Source organism: Candidatus Competibacter phosphatis (genome assembly GCF_012939995.1).
Taxonomy (GTDB): domain Bacteria; phylum Pseudomonadota; class Gammaproteobacteria; order Competibacterales; family Competibacteraceae; genus Competibacter; species Competibacter phosphatis.
In genome coordinates this window covers 56,948-75,096 of sequence record NZ_SPMZ01000015.1, presented here as the reverse complement: position 1 = coordinate 75,096, position 18,149 = coordinate 56,948, and the positions used below count along the sequence as shown (strand labels likewise).

Below are 18,149 nucleotides of genomic sequence, written 5' to 3'. Positions count from 1 at the left end.
CTTCAGGCCCGCTGTGTCCGTGTTCTTTACACTCTGTGCGTCCACGATCAAGAGCGTGCTGGAGGCGTTGCGCCCCTGTCTCTCGCGGGCCGCGCCAACCTGATTTTTTAATGCCCGCTCCAGCAGGCTCACGCCATCCTGGCCCGGCTCGCTCCACTTGGCGAAGTACGAATGCACCGTGCGCCACTTGGGAAAGTCACTGGGCAGCGCTCGCCACTGGCAGCCCGTGCGTAGCAGGTACAGTACGGCGCAAAACACCTCGTACAGGTCTACCGTCCTGGGCTTGGTTTTGCGCCTGGCCTGTTCCAGCAGCGGCAAAATTGGCCCAAACTGTTCTCTACTGATGTCACTGGGGTATCTCTTCGTACGCATCCCCCGATGTTCGCAGACTCAGCAGAAGATCGTGAACACGTTCTAAAACTGTTGGATGCACTCGACGCAGTAGTGGCGATGACGGGCGGCGCGGTGTATCCGGCCAAGGACGCCCGTATGAGCGGGGCGCGGTTCCGGGAATTTTTCCCGCAGTGGCACCACTTCAGCGAATATATCGATCTCCGGTTTTCCTCCAGCTTCTGGCGGCGGGTGATGAGGGATTAAGATGCGAAAGTATTGATCGTCGGCGCCAGCTCAGCCATCGCCGAAACCGTCGCGCGGTTGTTCGCCGTGCAAGGCGATATGCTGTATCTGGTGGGACGGCGGGCGGAGGCACTGGAAGCCATCGCCGCCGATTTGCGGGTACGCGGCGCGGCGCGAACGCAAACCGAAGTGATGGACGCTAATGCTATCGAACGTCACGCGGCTTTGCTCGATAACGCGGACACGGCGCTGGGCGGCCTGGATACCGTGCTGATTGCGCACGGCACATTGTCGGATCAGACGGCATGCCAGAAATCGGTAGCCCTGACTTTCCAGGAATTGCACACCAACGCCTTGAGTGTGATCGCCCTGCTGACCTTGATCGCCAACCGGTTTGAAGCTCAGCGTTCCGGTATGATCGCGGTGATTTCGTCGGTCGCCGGCGACCGGGGGCGACAAAGCAATTATGTCTACGGCACGGCCAAGGCAGCGGTGAGTACCTTCCTGAGCGGCGTGCGGCAGCGTTTATATAAATCTGGCGTGCAAGTGGTCACGATCAAACCCGGCTTCGTGGATACGCCGATGACGCGGGAGTTTCCGAAAGGCTTGCTGTGGGCCAAACCGGAATGGGTGGCGCGGGATATCGTGACGGCGATGAAGCAGGGGAAGGACATGGTTTATACACCAAGATTTTGGAGAGTGATTATTTGGATCATTAAATCCTTACCTGAAAAAATTTTTAAATCATTCTCTTTTTAGAGGGGTAAGTAGCAATGCATCAAATAGGCAATAATTTTTTCAAGGTGGGTTTTGAGTATTTAAGAGTCATTTTTTCATTTAAGGTTTTGTTGATAATTTCTGCTGCTTTAATAATTTACTTAAAGGCTACCAATATAATAATTTTTCCAAGGTTTTGGGCAGAAGAAGGGGCTGTTCATTTTTAAGTTTGCATATGAAAATAACCTAATTGACAGTATGCTATTTGTGCATTTGAGAGGTGGTTATTATAATTTATTTGCTAATCTTGCGACAGAAGTGGCTAGTTTTAGTTCCTTTTGGTTTATGCTCCATTTGTTACAGCAGGCTTTTGCTTTTTGTTGTACAACTTGTTCCGTATATTATATTGCTAACTGGTAACTCCTACTTATTTGACAAAGAATACAAAAAAAATATTTTGGATTTCTCGTATTGGCTTTCTTGCCTTCTATGGTGGGAGAAATTTGGTTAAACACAATAAATTCTCAAATTTGGTTTGGTTTGATTGGGTTATTTCTTCTCTTTGAAAATTTTGAAAAAATATCTAGTAAAAGAAAATATTTCTACAGATTATTATTTTTTTACTGGTGGATTAACAGGCTTATATTTGTTGGTTTTTTTACCCTTTTTTTCGTAGTAAAATCAATTTTGGAAAAAAAATAAAGAAATTGTCGTGTGTTGTTTTTATCTTAACTGTTACCTTATGTATTCAGTTGTATGTTTTTTTACTTGGCAATAGACTCCAGCTTGTTAAATGGGAAAAGATTTTCAAATATAGGGATGCAATCTATTCAATCTGTTTTTTCTTGCCCAATTTATTGTTCCAATAATTGGAAAGAATATTGATTTTATGCTTATTTTTGATTACCACTATTTCTTTCTTTTACATTTTGTGTTCCTATAAATAAAAAAGACAAAATTAGTATTTCGCTATTTTTGTCATGGCTCAGTATGGCGGCATTTACTATTTTGGGTAGTCTGCATGGAGATCCAAGTAGTCGGTACTCAATTATATCGGGATATATTTTATTATTTTTCCTTATTCATAGCTTAAATTTTGGACAAAAAAAAATCTATATTGGCGGTTTTCATGTTATTGGTATCCATTTTTTGTGGGATTTTTTTGGTTATATGAAGAAAGATATCGCGTTACAATGCGATGGAAGAAACTGGAACGATGAAGTAATGATTTTTTTTAGAAAATAAAAAAAAATGAATTAGATGAGTGCCCAAGCAAATGGAAGATTAGGCTTAATCCTTAGTAAGGGTGTTGTTGGCTCCTTTGTACCGATTGAGAATCCGGCGAATCGGGAATGTTCAGGAATGTTTCAGCAACTTTCCGATAGACATCGGTTTTTTGTATGAGTATGTTTTGTATATTATTCAAAAAGTTATTGTCAGAAAGCGAACTCTTGTACCTTGGAATTCGGTATTGCGGTTTAATCTGACAGATAGTTTAACGGCTCGGGTACACTGGATTTTCGGCAGAGCGCCTACCAATAAATCACGACACGGCTCAGCTTTGGACGAAGTAGCGGGCCAGGAATTCATCGAACGAAATCTTGTCCGCCGCTTCGATCGCGGCCTGTTCCCGCAGCGAACGCTCGGCTGCTTCGGTGAAAACCTGTATCCGCTCCTCGGCCAGCGGCCGCGATTCGAAATGGTGGCGATGCTGTTCCGACCAGCGTCGGGCGTACCGGAAGAAGTTTTCGCCGCTGGCGCGCATGGCCGCCACGATGCGGGCGGAGGGGGTACGCTCCGGCTCGGCCAAGGTCTCACGCTGTTCAGCTAGTGCCGTGGCATAGGGTTGCCCCGTCTCGCCCAGGTCCAATAACGCGCAGATCGATTGCAGCAAACTGAGTATATCGTCCGCCCAGCGCCGCAGCGGCAACACCGGGTCGCAGCGGCGACGCAATACCAGCGCCGGATCGCGGCCAGTCAGGGCCACCGCCATCTGATTGTCGTCGATCATCGCCCGCTCCTCCGCATCGAACGGCGGCGATTCGTTGAGCAGACAAAACAGCAGGAACGTTTCCAGAAACCGCAACTGGGTCTCGTTCACGCCCAGCGGCTCCAACGGATTGATGTCCACCGAACGCAGTTCGACATAAGCCACCCCGCGCCGCCGCAGCCCCACAGTCGGTTTTTCGTCGCCTTGCGGCGGCTGTTTGGGCCGCATTGAGGTGTAGTACTCGTTTTCGATTTGCAGAACGTTGGCGTTGAGCTGGCGGTAGTCGCCGTCGACTTTCACTCCGATCCGCTGGTAAGGCGGCCACGGCGTCACCGTCGCCTGGGTCAGGCTGGCGATGTACTCGGGCAGCGAGTTGTAGCACACGTTGACGCCGCTTTTCTTCTCGCTGCGGTTGGTGTAGCCGATGTTGCTCATCCGTAGCGACGTGGCATAGGGTCCGTAGCAGGTGTGCTCGTCGAATTCGGTCAGCGAAGTCGCCTTGCCGTCGAGAAACGACTTGCACACCGCCGGCGAGGCGCCGAACAGATAGAGAATCAGCCAGCCGAAACGTTGCAGGTTGCGGATCAACCCGAAGTAGGACTCGGAACGAAACTCCTGGAGCGAACGGCGATCGCCTTCCATCTGCTGGAACGCCACCCAGAACGAGTCCGGCAACGAGAAGTTGAAGTGGATGCCGGCGATCACTTGCATGATGCGCCCATAGCGCCACGCCAGCCCACGCCGGTAAACGTGCTTCATGCGGCCCAGATTAGAATGACCGTATTCCGCGATCGGAATGCTGGCTTCACCGGCCAGGATGCAGGGCATGCTGGCCGACCAGAGCAGCTCGTCACCGATCTGCCGACACGCGAAACGATGCACCTCGTCCAGGAAGCGCAGCGCTTCTCCGGGACCGGGCAGCGGCGGAGTGATGAATTCCAGCAGCGATTCGGAGTAATCAGTCGTGATCCAGGGATGGGTCAACGCCGAACCGAGCGTGGGTGGATGAGGGACCTGCGAGATATAGCCATCCGGCGCGACCCGCAGCGCCTCCCGCTCCAGGCCCAGCAGGCGACCGGCAAAGCCGGCGGGCGGACCGGCATTGAACAGCCGGCTTAAGCGCTGGTCAAGAATTCGGTACAAGATCTTCGCCTCGCGGATGCGGCAATTCATATACAAGAATCGCCGGTTCGACGAAACCGCCCTTGCCAATCTGGAGAGGGCGCTCGGCACGGGCCGGGATTTTGCGCCTTTTATCGGTGAAAATCACTTGGCGGCGCGCATGGCGCCGCGCTTGAACGCAGAGAGGTTCGCATGAACGATGGTTTGCTGCCCGCCCGTACTCCCGATTGTATTCCCGTCATCCCGGTGATCGAGAGCGAATTCGGCCCGTGGCTGGAGCGGCAGGAGGATTCGCCACGCCGCTGGCTGACCGCGACCGGTTTCAAGGCGAAACCAGGCAGTTTCAATCTGGTCCCCGACGCGGACGGCCGGCTGCGGGCCGTGGTCGCCGGCATCGCCAAGGCCGATGACCTCTGGGCGTTGGGTAACTTGCCGGCGGCGCTGCCGGAAGGGAATTACCGCCTCGACGGCGCCTTCGATCCCTGGCGGCTGGAACGGATGACCCTAGGCTGGGCGCTGGGGGCCTACCAATTCAGCCGTTACAAGGCACCCAAGAGGCCCATGGCCAAGCTGGCGCTCGACCCCGTCAGCGACGGCGACCGCATCCGCCGGCAGATCGCGGCGGTCACGCTGACGCGTGATCTGATCAACACGCCGGCCGAGGACATGATGCCGGAACACTTGGCCGAGGCGATGCTGGCGCTGGGTCGGGAGTTCGATGCCTCGGTGGCACAAATCGTCGGCGACGAGCTGCTGACACATCATTTTCCGCTCATTCACGCCGTCGGTCGGGCCAGCACCCATCCGCCCCGGTTGCTAGACCTGCGCTGGGGCAACCCGACCCACCCCAAGGTCACTTTACTGGGCAAGGGTGTCTGCTTCGACAGTGGCGGCTTGGATTTGAAGCCCTCCAGCGCCATGCGCCTGATGAAAAAAAGACATGGGTGGAGCAGCGACCGTGCTGGGTCTGGCGCGGCTAATCATGAGCGCCGGTTTGCCGGTGCGGCTGCGGGTACTGGTGGCGGCGGTGGAAAACGCGGTCGCCGGCAACGCTTTCCGTCCCGGCGACGTCCTGCGCTCGCGCCAGGGTTTGACGGTCGAGATTCACAATACCGACGCCGAAGGCCGCCTGGTGCTCTGCGACGCGCTGGCGGAGGCCGGCGTGGAACAGCCGGAGATCCTACTGGATTTCGCCACCCTGACCGGTGCGGCGCGGGTCGCGCTGGGGACTGGGGTACCGGCGCTGTTCTGCAACGACGAATCCATGGCCTCCGACCTACTGGCGGCGGCGGAGCGCGAGCAAGACCCCTGCTGGCGGCTACCGTTGCACGCACCCTACCGAGAGATGCTGGATAGCAAGATCGCCGATATCGCCAACGCCTCGGACTCGTCCTACGCCGGAGCGATCACCGCTGCGCTGTTCCTGCGGGAATTCGTACCCGCTGGCATTCCTTGGGCACATTTCGATTCGATGGCCTGGAACCTGAAAACCCAGCCGGGACGGCCGGAGGGCGGCGAGGCAATGGGGCTGCGCGCGGTGTTCGGCTGGCTGGAGCAGCGCTACGGCGGCGGTTGAAGCAGGGAACGAGGATGTGAAAACAAGCCTTGACGCGCCGTCCCTGGCGCGGATTCTCAACCGGATTGAGAGAACGATCAGGCGACTGGATGACGCAGTTGCGGATTCGCGATCGCCGGTTTTACGGAATAATCATAAAAGCCCTTGCCGGTCTTGCGACCCAGATAGCCGAGCTGCACCAAACGAGTCAGGGTGTGCGGGGGCGATACGTGCGGCTGGTGCATGTCCTGATAAATATTCATCGTCATCGCTTCCACCACGTCCAGCCCGATGTAGTCGGCCAGTTCGAACGGACCCATCGGATGGCCGGCGCCCGACTTCATCGCATGATCGATGTCGGCGATGGTGCCGGTGCCCATTTCCAGCAGCCGGATGGCGCTCAGCATGTAGGGCGTCAGTAGGCGGTTGACGATGAAACCGGTGGTGTCCTGGACGATGACCGGATCCTTGCCGAGCTTCTTGCAAAACGCGTTCAGGGTGCTGATGGTGACATCCGAAGTCTCGAAGGCGTGGATGATCTCGACCAGCTTCATTACCGTAGCCGGATTGAAGAAATGCAGCCCCGCCACCCGGTCGCGCTGCTTGCAAACCGCCATCATCGCTGTCACCGACAACGTCGAGGTATTGGTGGTCAGCAGCGTCTGGGGCGACACGATGCTTTCCAGCCGTTGAAACAGCGCTTTTTTGGTGTCCAAATCTTCAATGATGGACTCGACGATCAGATCGCAATCAGCGACATCCTCTTCCTTGGTCGTCAGTTGCAATAAACCGAGGGTGGACTCCATTTTCTCGGTGGTCATCTTGCCGCGTTCGACCATCTTACCCAGCGACTTCTCCAACCCCGAGCGGATCTTATCGGTCGAACCCGGGGTTGCCTTGACGGCGATGGTCGGGATACCCGCCTGCGCGCAAACCTGCGCCACGCCCAAACCCATCGCTCCGCAACCCATAACACCTACTTTTTTAATTTCCATCCTGCATTCCTTCAATTAACGGGATTGTTGAACACGCTGTCTTTCCGGCATCCGAAACAGGCCGGCATTAACATTAATGACAATAATGAAATTCTTCGGCGGTCCGGTCAAATCTTTCGAACAGTCCAGGCAAACCACCCCGCCCACCAAGCAGCTTCAACGGTGCTTGAACGCTGGCGAACGCTTGCCGGCGAAGGCTTCCATCCCCTCTTTCTGATCCTCGGTGGCGAATACGGCATGGAAAGTCCGGCGCTCGAACAACAGCCCTTCGGCCAAGGAGGTTTCGTAGGCGCGATTGACGCATTCCTTGGTCATCATCACCGAAGGCAGCGAATACCCGGCAATGGTTTCGGCGGTCTTGATCGCTTCCCCGATCAGTTCGGCCACGGGCACAATCCGGCTGACCAAGCCGGCTCTTTCGGCTTCCCCGACATCCATCATCCGCCCGGTCAGGCACAGTTCCATCGCCTTGGATTTCCCCACCAGCCGCGTCAGGCGCTGAGTGCCTCCGGCCCCCGGCAAAATACCGAGCTTGATTTCCGGCTGGCCGAACTTGGCGTTGTCGGCGGCAAGAATGAAATCGCACATCATCGCCAGCTCGCAGCCACCGCCCAGCGCGTAGCCAGCCACCGCCGCGATCACCGGCTTACGGCAGCGACTGACCCGTTCCCAGTTGCGGGTGATGAAATTACCTTTATAGGCATCCATGTAGGAATAATCCTTCATGCCCTTGATGTCGGCGCCGGCGGCGAACACTTTCTCGCCACCGGTCAGCACGATGGCGCGAACGGACTCGTCTGCCTCGATCACATCCAACGCCTGGGTCAACTCTTCCATGAGGTCGTCGGACAAAGCGTTAAACGCCTTGGGCCGGTTGAGGGTAACCAACGCCACCGGACCGCGGGTTTCAACCAAGAGATTCTGATAACTCATATGCTTATCCTCTTTTATCTAAATGTTATGGGTGGGGTCGCCGCGATTCTGATAGAAACGGTCCCGGCATGGTTTACACAAAAAACGCCTTGCATAGCCGGCGCTTGGCCAACACAAACGGCAGTATAAGCCAGAACCGAGTTCAGGATGCGTTCAGGATGGATTCAAGAGGAATGGATAGCGGGATGTCTATCCAACCGGGTTGGCGCGCACACGCTTTTGGCGGTGAAAATGATCTTTCAGTCCATCGCCGCAGTTACTTTTTCTATCGAACTGGCCTGCTTGGCTGGCGCCCGCAGCAGCAGGATCAACGGCAAGGCGGCCAACGCGATGAACATCATCAGCCGGAAATCCTGCAAGTAGGCAAGCGTGGCGGCCTGACGCGTCACTTCGCTGTTGATGGCCACGAGGCCCTGGGGGGGTCGTGAGGTTGTAGGCGCCCGCCTCGACGGCTTGCTTGAGCGCCAGGCTGAACGGATTGATCGCATCCGCGAAGGCCGCGTGATTGGCCTGGGTTCGTTGCGACAGATAGGTGGTTACCACCGAAATGCCAATACTGCTGCCGATGTTGCGCATCAAGCTGAACAGCGCCGTACCCTCGTTGCGGTAATGGGGCGACAGGGTGGAAAAGCTGATGCTGGACAACGGCACGAACAAGAACCCGAGACCCAATCCTTGGGTAATGCCAGTACGGACAATATCCCAGCCGTCGATGTCCGTATTGAAATGCGTCATCTCCCACAAGGCCAAACTGGTCAGGATGAGACCCAAAAGCAGTTGATAGCGCACGTCCACCTTACCCGACACCCTGCCGACCACGACCATGGCGGTCATGGTGCCGACGCCGCGCGGCGCAAGCAGATACCCGACATCAATCACGGGATAACCCATCAGGTTCTGCATGAAGGGCGGCAACAGCGCCATCGTGGCCAGCAGAATGAGCCCGACGATGAAGATGAACACCAGGCCGACGCTGAAGTTGCGATCCTTGAACAGCCCCGGTTCGATAAACGGCTGCGGATGGGTAAAGATGTGCACGATGAACAGATAGAGCGCCAAGCCCGCGAGCAGAGCCTCGGCCACCACCTCCGGGTTGGCGAACCAATCGAGCGATTCGCCGCGATCCAGCATCATCTGGAGCGCGCCGAGCCCCAAACTCAGCAAGGCAAAGCCGAACAGATCGAAACGTCGTAAGCGGTCCAACGGAGTTTCACGCACGAACACCGCCAGACCGAACCATGCCAACAGACCAAACGGCAGATTGATGTAGAACACCCAGCGCCAGTTGTAATACTCGGTCAGCCAACCGCCCAGAGACGGACCGAGAATCGGCCCCACCATGACGCCAATGCCCCACATCGCCATCGCCGCTCCATGCCGCTCGCGCGGATAGGCGTCGAGCAGCACCGCTTGCGACAGCGGCACCAGACTCGCGCCGAACACGCCTTGCAGCAACCGAAACAGCACGATCTGGCTCAGATTTTGCGCCGCTCCGCAGAGCATGGACGCAATGGTGAAACCGATCACCGACCCCATGAACAGGCGCTTACGCCCCCAGCGGGCAGCAAGAAAACCGGTCAGGGGCATACAGATGGCCGCCGCCACGATGTAAGAGGTGAGTACCCAGGAAATCTGATCCTGAGTCGCGCCCATCGTCCCTTGCATGTGCGGCAGCGCCACGTTGGCGATCGTGGTGTCCAATGCCTGCATGATGGTGGTCAACATGACCGACATGGTGACAAAACCGCGATGCGAGCCTTCCGAGTTCGCGGCGGGCATGGCGACGGCCATCATGGTTGTGAGCTCAGAGCGAGAACCCGAGCACGCAACGGCGATGACCGGTATCGATTTCCACGACGGCACTGAGACCCGCGCGCAGTTGCGGCATTCCGGGTGCGACCGCGAATTGAATCCGTACCGGCACCCGCTGCACGATCTTGACCCAGTTGCCGGTGGCATTCTGAGCCGGGATGACCGAGAACTCCGCGCCCGTCGCCGGACTCAGACTGTCCACGGTACCCTTCCAGGTGAGGTCGGGATAGGTATCGATATGGATCGCGACCGGCTGACCTGGATGAACGTAAGTGAGATCCGTCTCGGGGAAGTTGGCCTCGATCCACGGATTGCCATTGACGACCAAGGCCAGCGCCGTGGCACCCGCAGCAAGATACTGCCCCGGCTTGGGAGGGTTGCTCACGATGCCGGGGAGCGAGGCGCGTACTTCCACCCGCGCCAGATCGAGTTTGGCCTGCTCCAGTTCGGCCAATGCCGCCCGATAGCTAGGATGGTGCTCGACCGGAGCATCGACGCCACCGCCCAAGGTTTCCGCGATGCGCTTCAGATCCTGCTCCAAGGCGACGATTTGCTGCGCGGCGAGATCGGTGCTTTGCCTTGCGTTGTCGAAATTGAGAGCGGAGACGAAATGCTGGGCCACCAAATCAGCCTGGCGTCGCTGGTCTTTCTGGGCAAAAGCGTACTTGGTCCGCGCCAGGGCGATTTCCGCCTGTTTCTCACGGAAACTCGCTTTCGTCGCCGCAAGATCGACACGCACTTGCGCCAGCTTGGCCTCGGCCTTTGTCAAGGCCATCCGAAACGGCACGGGATCGAGCCGGAACAGCGGCTGACCCGCCACGACGCTCTGGTTTTCCTCGACCAGCACCTCCTGGACCGTCCCCGATACCTCGGCACTGACTGGCACCTTGTCCGCCTTGACATAGGCGTTGTCGGTTTCGACATAGCGCCCACCCTTGAGATAGAGGACGCCACCAACCAATGCAGCCAGTAAGGGCACGGCCACCAGCAGGATCAACCGAAGCCACCGACGCGGAGAGAGATGGAAACGTTCAGTCATGGTCGGCGTATGGTGGATAAAAAACAACATTCAGCGGTCATGACATACTTCTTGGCGCAGGTTGTCGCGCATTGTGTGCAGAGCGGAGAGCAGGAGCGCTGCTTGTTGCGCGTCGAGACCGTGCAAGGCGTCGGCCCGGATCGTTGCCGAAACCTGTTCGATGGTAGCTAGGTGCGAAGCGGCGGCAGGTGTCAGAAACACCTGATAGGCGCGGCGATCGGCGGGATCGGGGCGGCGTTCGACCACGCCAGCCTCCGCCAATTGATCGACGAGGCGCGCGAGCGTAATGGGCTGTACTTCCAATAATTTCGCCAAATCGACTTGACGAATCCCTTCATGACGAGAGATATAAACGAGCGCCCGCCCCTGAGCAGGCGTGAGGGCGCCGTCCTCCAATCGTTGTTGGAAGGCCCGCCGCATCAACCGAAAAACGTCCGCAAGCAGAAAACCGAGACTGTCTTGTCGCAATTCCATGAAGCTCTACCATATAATATATTATGCTTATAATATGGTAATGATGTTATTACTGTCAAACGCTCTGCATCCGGCACCTCCGAGCTCTCGGCTCGGGCCATAAGATGAAGAACGGCTTCTGGATTTGGAGAAAAGACTTACGAATCGGAAGGAACGGGAAAGAAGGACGCGCGCACGACGTGGTTGGCCTGTTCTAGCCAGGGTTCGAACAGGAATGACAGGAATGCGATCACCGACCGGGAAGCGGATCGATTTTCTTGAGCGACAGGAGCGGAGCAGCGGCGGCCTGGATTTTTTCGTCGCTGACCAGATTGTCTTGGCTGACCAATCGTTTCACCATCATGGACTGAGCCTGTGACGCCTCACCTGTGCCGACATCGAGAACGGATGTGCTAACTTGCGGTATCTGAGTCTTTATCGGAGCCTGCCATGTGATGGCGGTTTCGCGTGTGACGACCGGCGGCTTTACCGGCACAACCTGCTTGGCCGGCGCGTATACTCCAGATTGTGGTTGCTGGTCGGGCCGCTGCGGCAAAGGGATCAGGTAGGAGGCCATCGCCAGTAGCAGCGCCAACACCAGCACGATGATCTGCTTACGATGGATCTGATGGTTCATTGACATGTACTCCAAGTCCAGTTTTATCGTTTTTGGTATATGATTGGATACAAGCAAAAAAAAATTCCAAGAAATAAAAAAATAAATGATGAGTATAAGTTACTTATTGAAAATAAAAATAAAATTAATATTTTCACCTTGCGTTTTTCACAAAATCGCGGATCGTCACCCTTTAGCGCCAACGATCCACAAATGACTCCCCACAACTTTGGTCGGGCCAATCTGAACCGATCACGCGCTAATCGCGAGTGAGGAAACCGTTATCGGTGCCGGGAGGAAGAGAATGTTGGCGACACGGGTCGGGGTTGTTTGACCGCATTCCGCTTAAGTGCCATATTGCTATGTTCGACCAGCTTGGGGAACCATTCCCCTGAACCTTAAGATTCAAGCGATGAAACGAGAACCGATTAGCCCCTATTTCGACATCAAAAGCGATACCGAAGGTCATGAATACATGGAAGTTTATCTGGAGGGCATCGCCCTGCTGCGGCTGGTCCTCAGCAATAAGGGCACTGCGTTTACCGAGGACGAGCGGGTCGCCCTAGGGCTGGACGGTCTGCTGCCGCCGCAGGTCAATACGCTGGAGCAGCAGGTCGAGCGGGTCTACCGCGGCTTCCTGCGCGAGCCCGATCCCATCTCCAAGTATCAATACTTGCGCGCCCTGCAGGAACGCGCCGAAACCCTGTTCTACGCGCTGCTGGAACGGCATCTCGAAGAGATGATGCCGATCATCTACACACCAACCGTTGGTCAGGCGGTCCAGCAATTTAGCCATCTCTACCAGAATCCGCGCGGAATCTCGTTCTCGCCGCTCAATATCGACCGCGCCGACCGGGTAGTTCGCAACTACCCCTGGAACGATGTGCGGATGATCGTCGCCACCGACTCCTCGGCCATTCTCGGCATCGGCGATCAAGGCTACGGTGGTCTGGCCATCGCCATCGGCAAGCTGGCTCTCTACACCATCGGCGGCGGCGTCGACCCCTTCCATACCATCCGGTCAAGCTGGACGTCGGCACCGACCGGCTGGAATTGCTGAACGACGAGTTTTATCTGGGCGTTCGGCAGCGGCGGCTGCGCGGCGAACGCTATCTGGCGTTTCTGGATAAGTTCGTCAAGACCATTCACAATCGCTGGCCGCGCGCCATCATCCAATGGGAAGATCTCTCCAAGGATGTCGCATTCGCGGTCCTGGAACGCTATCGTAAGCAGATCCCTTCCTTCAACGATGACATTCAAGGTACCGGCGCGGTGGCGCTGGCCGGCATGCTGTCGGCCAGCCGGCTCAAGGGCGAGTCGCTGCGCGATCAGCGCATCGTGGTCCATGGCGCCGGCGCTGGCGGCGCCGGCGTGGCCTGGGCCATCACCGAGGGTCTGATTCGCGAGGGCCTGAGCCGCGAGGAGGCGCGCGACCGAGTCTTCGTGATCGATTCGCGCGGCCTGCTGGTGGAAGGGCGCAACGTAGAAGCGTACAAACAATGTTACGCGCAACCCCGCGAGAAAGTGGCGGACTGGCAGATTGCCAACGAGATTCCGACCCTGCTGGAAACCATCGAACACACCAAGGCCACTGCCTTGCTGGGACTGAGTGGTCAGGCCGGTTCCTTCAATCACCCCGTGGTGCAGGCGATGGCCCGCAACACCTCACGCCCGATCATCTTCCCACTGTCCAACCCCACCTCGGCCTGCGAAGCCCTGCCACAGGACATCCTGGACTGGAGCGAGGGCCGGGCGCTCGTCGCCACCGGCAGTCCCTTCCCCGATGTGGTCTGCGACGGCCAGATGCATCATATCGGCCAGGGCAACAACGCCTTCATCTTCCCCGGTCTGGGTTTCGGCGCCATTCTGGCCGAATGCCGGGAGATCACCGATAACATGGTATTGGAAGCCGCCTACGCATTGGCTGAATATACCGCAGCGGCGCACCTGAAATCCGGCCGGGTCTATCCGCCGGTGGGCGAGCTACGCGAGGTCAGCATCCGCGTCGCGGTGCGGGTGATCGAACAATCGCTCAGAGAGGGCGTGGCCGGCAAGACCGATCTGGCCGGGCGCGATCTCGATACCTACCTGCGCGCCCGGTTCTGGAAACCGCGCTACCTGCCGATCGTACGCGGCGACCATACCGCGATGATCGATCATCCCGGCTACTAACCGGGAGCGGCCGGTGTGCCCGGCGCGGGCTGGTCAGGCGCCAGCCCGTGCTTCCGGGTGGAGGCCAGCCGGATCCGGCCGCCTCACTCGACCGACACTCCGAACCCGGCGTTTTCCAACTGGCTGGGCGTAATGAGGGGGACCGAGCTTTCATAGGTTCGTCGTGCCCGCCCTGCGATTCGTGCCGACAAATCCGCCGAACCGGATGTGTTGTTACGCACCACAAAGCTCAACGTCACGCCCGTGGTTCGATAAACCTGCATCGCACCGTTCAACAATGTTTGTCGGGTCACCGTCTGCCCGACATAGCCATTCAACACTCGCATGACCTCGGAACGGTCCCCACCGCTCAGCCAACCGTCCACACGCACCGAGCCGATCCGCCACGCTCCGGCCCGCGACGGGGGCGCGGACGGCGTGGATGGCGTGGATGGTGGTGTAACCGACGCCGTCCTTTCCAGCGTAACCGGCAAAGTGACATCGCCATCGACGATCCGCACCGCAACTTGTTTAGTCTCATAACCCGATCGGGAAACCTCCACCGTGTAGTTGCCCGGCGGCAGTCGTACTCCGGGTCGGTAAGTGGCTCGAATACCTCGCAGCCGGATCTGGGCATCCCCCGGGTCGGCACGCACCGTTAGTTGATACTCACTGGGTTCGGGTTGTTTGACCAGCGCCACCGGCACCGTCACATCGCTGTCGACAATCCGCACCGTACCTGTTGGNNGTTCGTANNCCGACTGGCTGACTTCCACCGTGTAGCTACCCGGCGCCAGTTGGATGCCGGGTTGGTAACTCGGACGGATACCCAGCAACCGAATTCGGGCATTGGCGGGCTCGGTATGCACCGTCAGCCGATATAGGGTCGGTCGCTCCGGTTCGGGCTGCTTGGTCAGCGCCACCGGCACCGTCACGTCGCTATCGACGATCCGCACCGCCACTTGCCGGGTTTCGTAACCCGACTGGCTGACTTCCACCGTGTAGCTACCCGGCGCCAGTTCCACCCTGGGCCGATACTCGGTCTTTTCATTCAACAACCGCACCTTAGCCTGTGGGGGATCAGCCTGCACGGTCAAACGGTACTGTACCGGCCGCGGCGACTCCAGCTTGCTCAGCGTCACCGGCACGGTGACTTCGCTGTCGACGATCTTCAGCGGAAACTTGTGGGAGGCGTAACCATCCCTCGTCACTTCGATCTGATAATCGCCGGGAACCAGTTGCACGCCGGGTTGATAGGCGATCGGACTGTTCAATAACCGGATTTGCGCGTCTGCCGGCTCCGAGCGAACGGTCAACCCATATTTGGCTTTTTCCAGCGCGATATTCAGCGCCACGTCACGATCCGCGATCCGCACTGATTCCTTGCGGGTTGCGTAACCTGATTGAGTCACTTCGATGTCGTAGTTGCCGGACGGCAAGCGGACACCCGGCTGATACGGGGTCGGGCTGTTCAATAGGCGAACATTGGCGCTGGGCGGATCGGTCTTGACCGTCAGGGCATAGGTCGGCGCCACGGGTGGTGGCGCCGTGATCATGGCCGCCAATTCGTTGACCTTGATCTGAATGGTATCGATATCCTTGCCCTGGATCTGACCGCTGCGCAACAAGGATGCGGTCTTGGTGTCGATCAAGCGCGCCGTAACGGTGATCAGGTCGCCGAGTTTATACACGCCACCGGTTACCACGGCGTCCACCCCATACAGCCGGCCCAGTTCGGCGGCGGTCTTGGGATCGAGCAGGCCGGTGGAACCGAATTCCTGCGCCTTGGCGATCTTGGCCGCCGCCGACAGCGGCAAGCGGTCTTTCAAGGTGAAACGTCCCGTATTGGCGATCGCCGACATCATCAGATCGGCGATGATCGCTCCGGCCTGTTCGTTCAGGCCGCCGCGCACCGCGAATTCGATCACCGTCGCCGTCATCCGTTCGGGCGGTTTATCCGCCGCCAGCGCCAACCCCGGCAACCAACTCGCCAACACGAAAAGCAGCGCCAGCATCGGTTTCAAGAGCTTGAGAATCACTCTGTCCACACCTTCTCCTCCGCCGCCGGCCAAACGGCCGGCCACCGTGCTCGTCATGGTTCCAGCACCAGCCGGAATCCCAGGTCGAATTTCCCGTATTGCGGGGATGCGGGAAACCGATAGGCGAACCGCACCAAACCCGGATAATCCGACCACGAACCTCCCCGTAACATCCGGCGCCCCACCGCCGCCGCGCTCTGATCGGCGCAGCGAGTCTCGCCGCCCGAGTACGTGCTATCGTAATCCGAGCAGGTCCATTCGGCGGCATTGCCCAGCATGTCGTGCAAACCAAACGCGTTGGCCTTGTACTTGCCCACCGGGGCGGCCACGGCCTGACCGTCATCACAAGGATAATTGGCCCAGTTGAATTGCAGGGCTTTCTTGGCGGTCGCATCGTAGATGTTGGCGTAATCGCACGCTCGGTTCGGATCTTCTCCCCAGTCGCGGGAGATCGTCTTGCCGGCGCGCGCCGCATATTCCCATTCCGCCTCGGTCGGCAGGCGGAATCGCAGGGTGGTCTTTTCGGACAGCCAATCGGCGTAAGCGGCCGCTTCCTGCCACTTGACCCGCACCACCGGCTGCTCGGGCGCGTTCAGATCATGGGTATCGTAGCCGCCGCTGTCGTGATTGGCGTCAAAACGCCGGTACTGCTCATTGGTGACTTCGAATTGACCCATCCAGAAACCTTTGAGGCAGACCCGATGCGGCACTTCGTTGGCGCTGCGATCCTTTTCGTTTTCCGGGCTGCCCATGCCGAAACAGCCGGGTGGAACCCAGACGAACACCATGCCGGTCTCGGGATCGGTGTAGATCTGGCCGGACTGCGGGTTGGCTGGCGGCGCCGGCTTGAGCGGCACAGGCGGCTTAGCCGGCTCGACGGGCGGCCCGTTCGAGGACGTCGGCGGCCCCGTCAACCAATACGCAATCCCGCCCCCTCCCACCGCCAATATCGCCAGAAGGCCGATTCCCCAACGCCATCCATTCCATCGGGGCCGCGCCGGCGATGGTAACGGTTCCCGCGCCGGTTCGACCAGCGCCGGACGCGGCTTCTCGCCGCTGCGATGCAAATCGGGACGCAACGGCAGTTCCAGCTTGACCGTACGCTCGCCGCTATCTTCCAGGGGGGCATTCAGGGCTACCCGCATTTGCTCGATCGATTGGAACCGTCTCTCCGGTCGGACCGCCATGGCCCGGTCGATTAGCCGCAGCAAAGTCGGATTGTATCTCCCGGCCGCGACTTCCTCCGCGGGGCGCAGCGGATCGTCGAGCACTCGCGCCGGCGCCTCGATCGGCGCGGCGCCGGTCACGCAGTGATACAACACCGCGCCCAGGGCGTAAATATCGGTCCATGGACCGTAACCCTTCCCATCGACCAGATATTGCTCGATCGGGGAGTAACCCGGCGAAAACACGCTGGTGACGCTCTTGCTGCGCCGGCCCAGCGCCTGACGGGCCGCGCCGAAATCGATCAGAATCGTGCGGTTATCCGAGCGGAGATAAAGATTGGCGGGTTTCAGATCGCGATGCAGGTAGCCCTGGTCATGCACCGCCTTCAGCGCCGGTAACACATCGTCGACCAAGCGGCGAACTCGTTCTTCCGGCAGGGTTTTTTCCCGCTGTAGCAACTGGCTGAGCGCTTCGCCGTCTTCGTAGTCCATCACGATATAGGCGGTGCCGTTCCCTTCGAAGAAATCCCGCACCCGCACTACGCCGGGATGATTGACCTGAGCCAGGATCCGCGCTTCGTTGAGGAACCGTTCCAGACCCCAGGCGTAGCAAGCTTCCTCACCGACCTCGGAGGTCGGCAAGGTGCCTTGGGTATTGGCCAGCACATTGATATCGTTGCGGTCCCGGTAGGACCATTCCACCGGGAAGTATTCCTTAACCGCCGCCCGGGTTTGCAGCGCTTCGTGCACGGCCTTGTAGGTGATCCCAAATCCGCCCGCGCCCAGCACCGCTTCGATGCGGTACTGATGCAGGCGATAACCGACGGGTAGCGTGTTGGATTTCTTGGTCATGGCATCCTATCGTGGTATCGGCGAGCACCTTCAGGCACTTCCGGCAGAGCCGCGCGGCCGTTCCGAACACTCCAAAAATTCCGAAAACAAATGGGGCGGTTTTATTCGAATCCGCCGCTTTCCATAAACGATT

11 protein-coding genes and 3 pseudogenes are annotated in these 18,149 nt (G+C 58.0%); 5 read left to right on the top strand and 9 right to left on the bottom strand.

What is annotated here, in order from left to right:
- Window positions 1–372: transposase (locus E4P82_RS05385; RefSeq protein WP_169247935.1), on the bottom strand; the 372-nt coding region annotated here is incomplete at its 3' end.
- A 6-nt stretch (window positions 373–378) separates the two neighbouring features.
- Between E4P82_RS05385 and E4P82_RS05380 the strand changes: the two genes are divergently transcribed.
- Complete coding sequence (locus tag E4P82_RS05380) at window positions 379–597, top strand: hypothetical protein (RefSeq protein ID WP_169247934.1); 219 nt, start codon at window positions 379–381, stop codon at window positions 595–597.
- Window positions 598–609: 12 nt separating this feature from the next.
- The gene (locus tag E4P82_RS05375) at window positions 610–1,335 is read left to right on the top strand and encodes an SDR family oxidoreductase (protein WP_169247933.1); all 726 of its coding nucleotides are present in this window, start codon (window positions 610–612) and stop codon (window positions 1,333–1,335) included.
- 1,513 nt (window positions 1,336–2,848) lie between these two features.
- Here E4P82_RS05375 and gshA read toward each other — a convergent pair.
- Entirely contained in the window at window positions 2,849–4,456 is a 1,608-nt protein-coding gene (gshA, locus tag E4P82_RS05370; protein WP_169247932.1) for a glutamate--cysteine ligase, read from the bottom strand.
- Between the two features lie 141 nt (window positions 4,457–4,597).
- On the opposite strand from gshA, the pseudogene E4P82_RS23075 reads away from it, so the two are divergent.
- Window positions 4,598–5,284: pseudogene (locus tag E4P82_RS23075) on the top strand (leucyl aminopeptidase family protein); the annotation flags it as partial.
- A gap of 61 nt (window positions 5,285–5,345) precedes the next feature.
- Window positions 5,346–5,981, top strand: a complete 636-nt coding sequence (locus E4P82_RS21800; protein ID WP_312914190.1) for a leucyl aminopeptidase family protein — start codon at window positions 5,346–5,348, stop codon at window positions 5,979–5,981.
- Between the two features lie 77 nt (window positions 5,982–6,058).
- Here the strand turns inward: E4P82_RS21800 and E4P82_RS05360 are convergent, their stop codons facing one another.
- The 6 genes and pseudogenes from E4P82_RS05360 to E4P82_RS05335 all read right to left on the bottom strand — a co-directional run bounded on the left by E4P82_RS05360 (window position 6,059) and on the right by E4P82_RS05335 (window position 11,829).
- The gene (locus tag E4P82_RS05360; protein WP_169247931.1) at window positions 6,059–6,955 is read right to left on the bottom strand and encodes a 3-hydroxyacyl-CoA dehydrogenase family protein; all 897 of its coding nucleotides are present in this window, start codon (window positions 6,953–6,955) and stop codon (window positions 6,059–6,061) included.
- A gap of 156 nt (window positions 6,956–7,111) precedes the next feature.
- Entirely contained in the window at window positions 7,112–7,906 is a 795-nt protein-coding gene (locus tag E4P82_RS05355) for an enoyl-CoA hydratase (RefSeq protein WP_312914194.1), read from the bottom strand.
- A 221-nt stretch (window positions 7,907–8,127) separates the two neighbouring features.
- Window positions 8,128–9,679, bottom strand: a pseudogene (locus tag E4P82_RS05350) (DHA2 family efflux MFS transporter permease subunit).
- Window positions 9,680–9,692: 13 nt separating this feature from the next.
- Window positions 9,693–10,739, bottom strand: a complete 1,047-nt coding sequence (locus tag E4P82_RS05345) for an HlyD family secretion protein (protein ID WP_169247929.1) — start codon at window positions 10,737–10,739, stop codon at window positions 9,693–9,695.
- A 30-nt stretch (window positions 10,740–10,769) separates the two neighbouring features.
- Window positions 10,770–11,213, bottom strand: coding sequence for a MarR family winged helix-turn-helix transcriptional regulator (locus E4P82_RS05340; RefSeq protein ID WP_169247928.1), 444 nt, complete (start codon window positions 11,211–11,213; stop codon window positions 10,770–10,772).
- Window positions 11,214–11,442: 229 nt separating this feature from the next.
- On the bottom strand, window positions 11,443–11,829 hold the full coding sequence (locus E4P82_RS05335; protein WP_169247927.1) for a hypothetical protein: 387 nt from the start codon (window positions 11,827–11,829) through the stop codon (window positions 11,443–11,445).
- Between the two features lie 391 nt (window positions 11,830–12,220).
- Here E4P82_RS05335 and E4P82_RS05330 point away from each other — a divergent pair.
- Window positions 12,221–13,980, top strand: a pseudogene (locus tag E4P82_RS05330) (NAD-dependent malic enzyme).
- A 2,071-nt stretch (window positions 13,981–16,051) separates the two neighbouring features.
- On the opposite strand, the gene E4P82_RS05320 reads toward E4P82_RS05330, so the two are convergent.
- Window positions 16,052–18,016 carry a bifunctional serine/threonine-protein kinase/formylglycine-generating enzyme family protein gene (locus E4P82_RS05320; protein WP_169247925.1) on the bottom strand — a complete coding sequence of 655 codons (1,965 nt, stop codon included), beginning with the start codon at window positions 18,014–18,016 and terminating at the stop codon, window positions 16,052–16,054.
- Between the last annotated feature and the right edge of the window lie 133 nt (window positions 18,017–18,149).

Coding starts and splice junctions, on each gene's coding strand:
- E4P82_RS05380 (WP_169247934.1), top strand. CDS start 379: ATGTTCGCAGACTCAGCAGAAGATCGTGAACACGTTCTAAAACTGTTG.
- gshA (WP_169247932.1), bottom strand. CDS start 4,456: ATGAATTGCCGCATCCGCGAGGCGAAGATCTTGTACCGAATTCTTGAC.
- E4P82_RS21800 (WP_312914190.1), top strand. CDS start 5,346: ATGGGTGGAGCAGCGACCGTGCTGGGTCTGGCGCGGCTAATCATGAGC.
- E4P82_RS05360 (WP_169247931.1), bottom strand. CDS start 6,955: ATGGAAATTAAAAAAGTAGGTGTTATGGGTTGCGGAGCGATGGGTTTG.
- E4P82_RS05345 (WP_169247929.1), bottom strand. CDS start 10,739: ATGACTGAACGTTTCCATCTCTCTCCGCGTCGGTGGCTTCGGTTGATC.
- E4P82_RS05340 (WP_169247928.1), bottom strand. CDS start 11,213: ATGGAATTGCGACAAGACAGTCTCGGTTTTCTGCTTGCGGACGTTTTT.
- E4P82_RS05335 (WP_169247927.1), bottom strand. CDS start 11,829: ATGAACCATCAGATCCATCGTAAGCAGATCATCGTGCTGGTGTTGGCG.
- E4P82_RS05320 (WP_169247925.1), bottom strand. CDS start 18,016: ATGACCAAGAAATCCAACACGCTACCCGTCGGTTATCGCCTGCATCAG.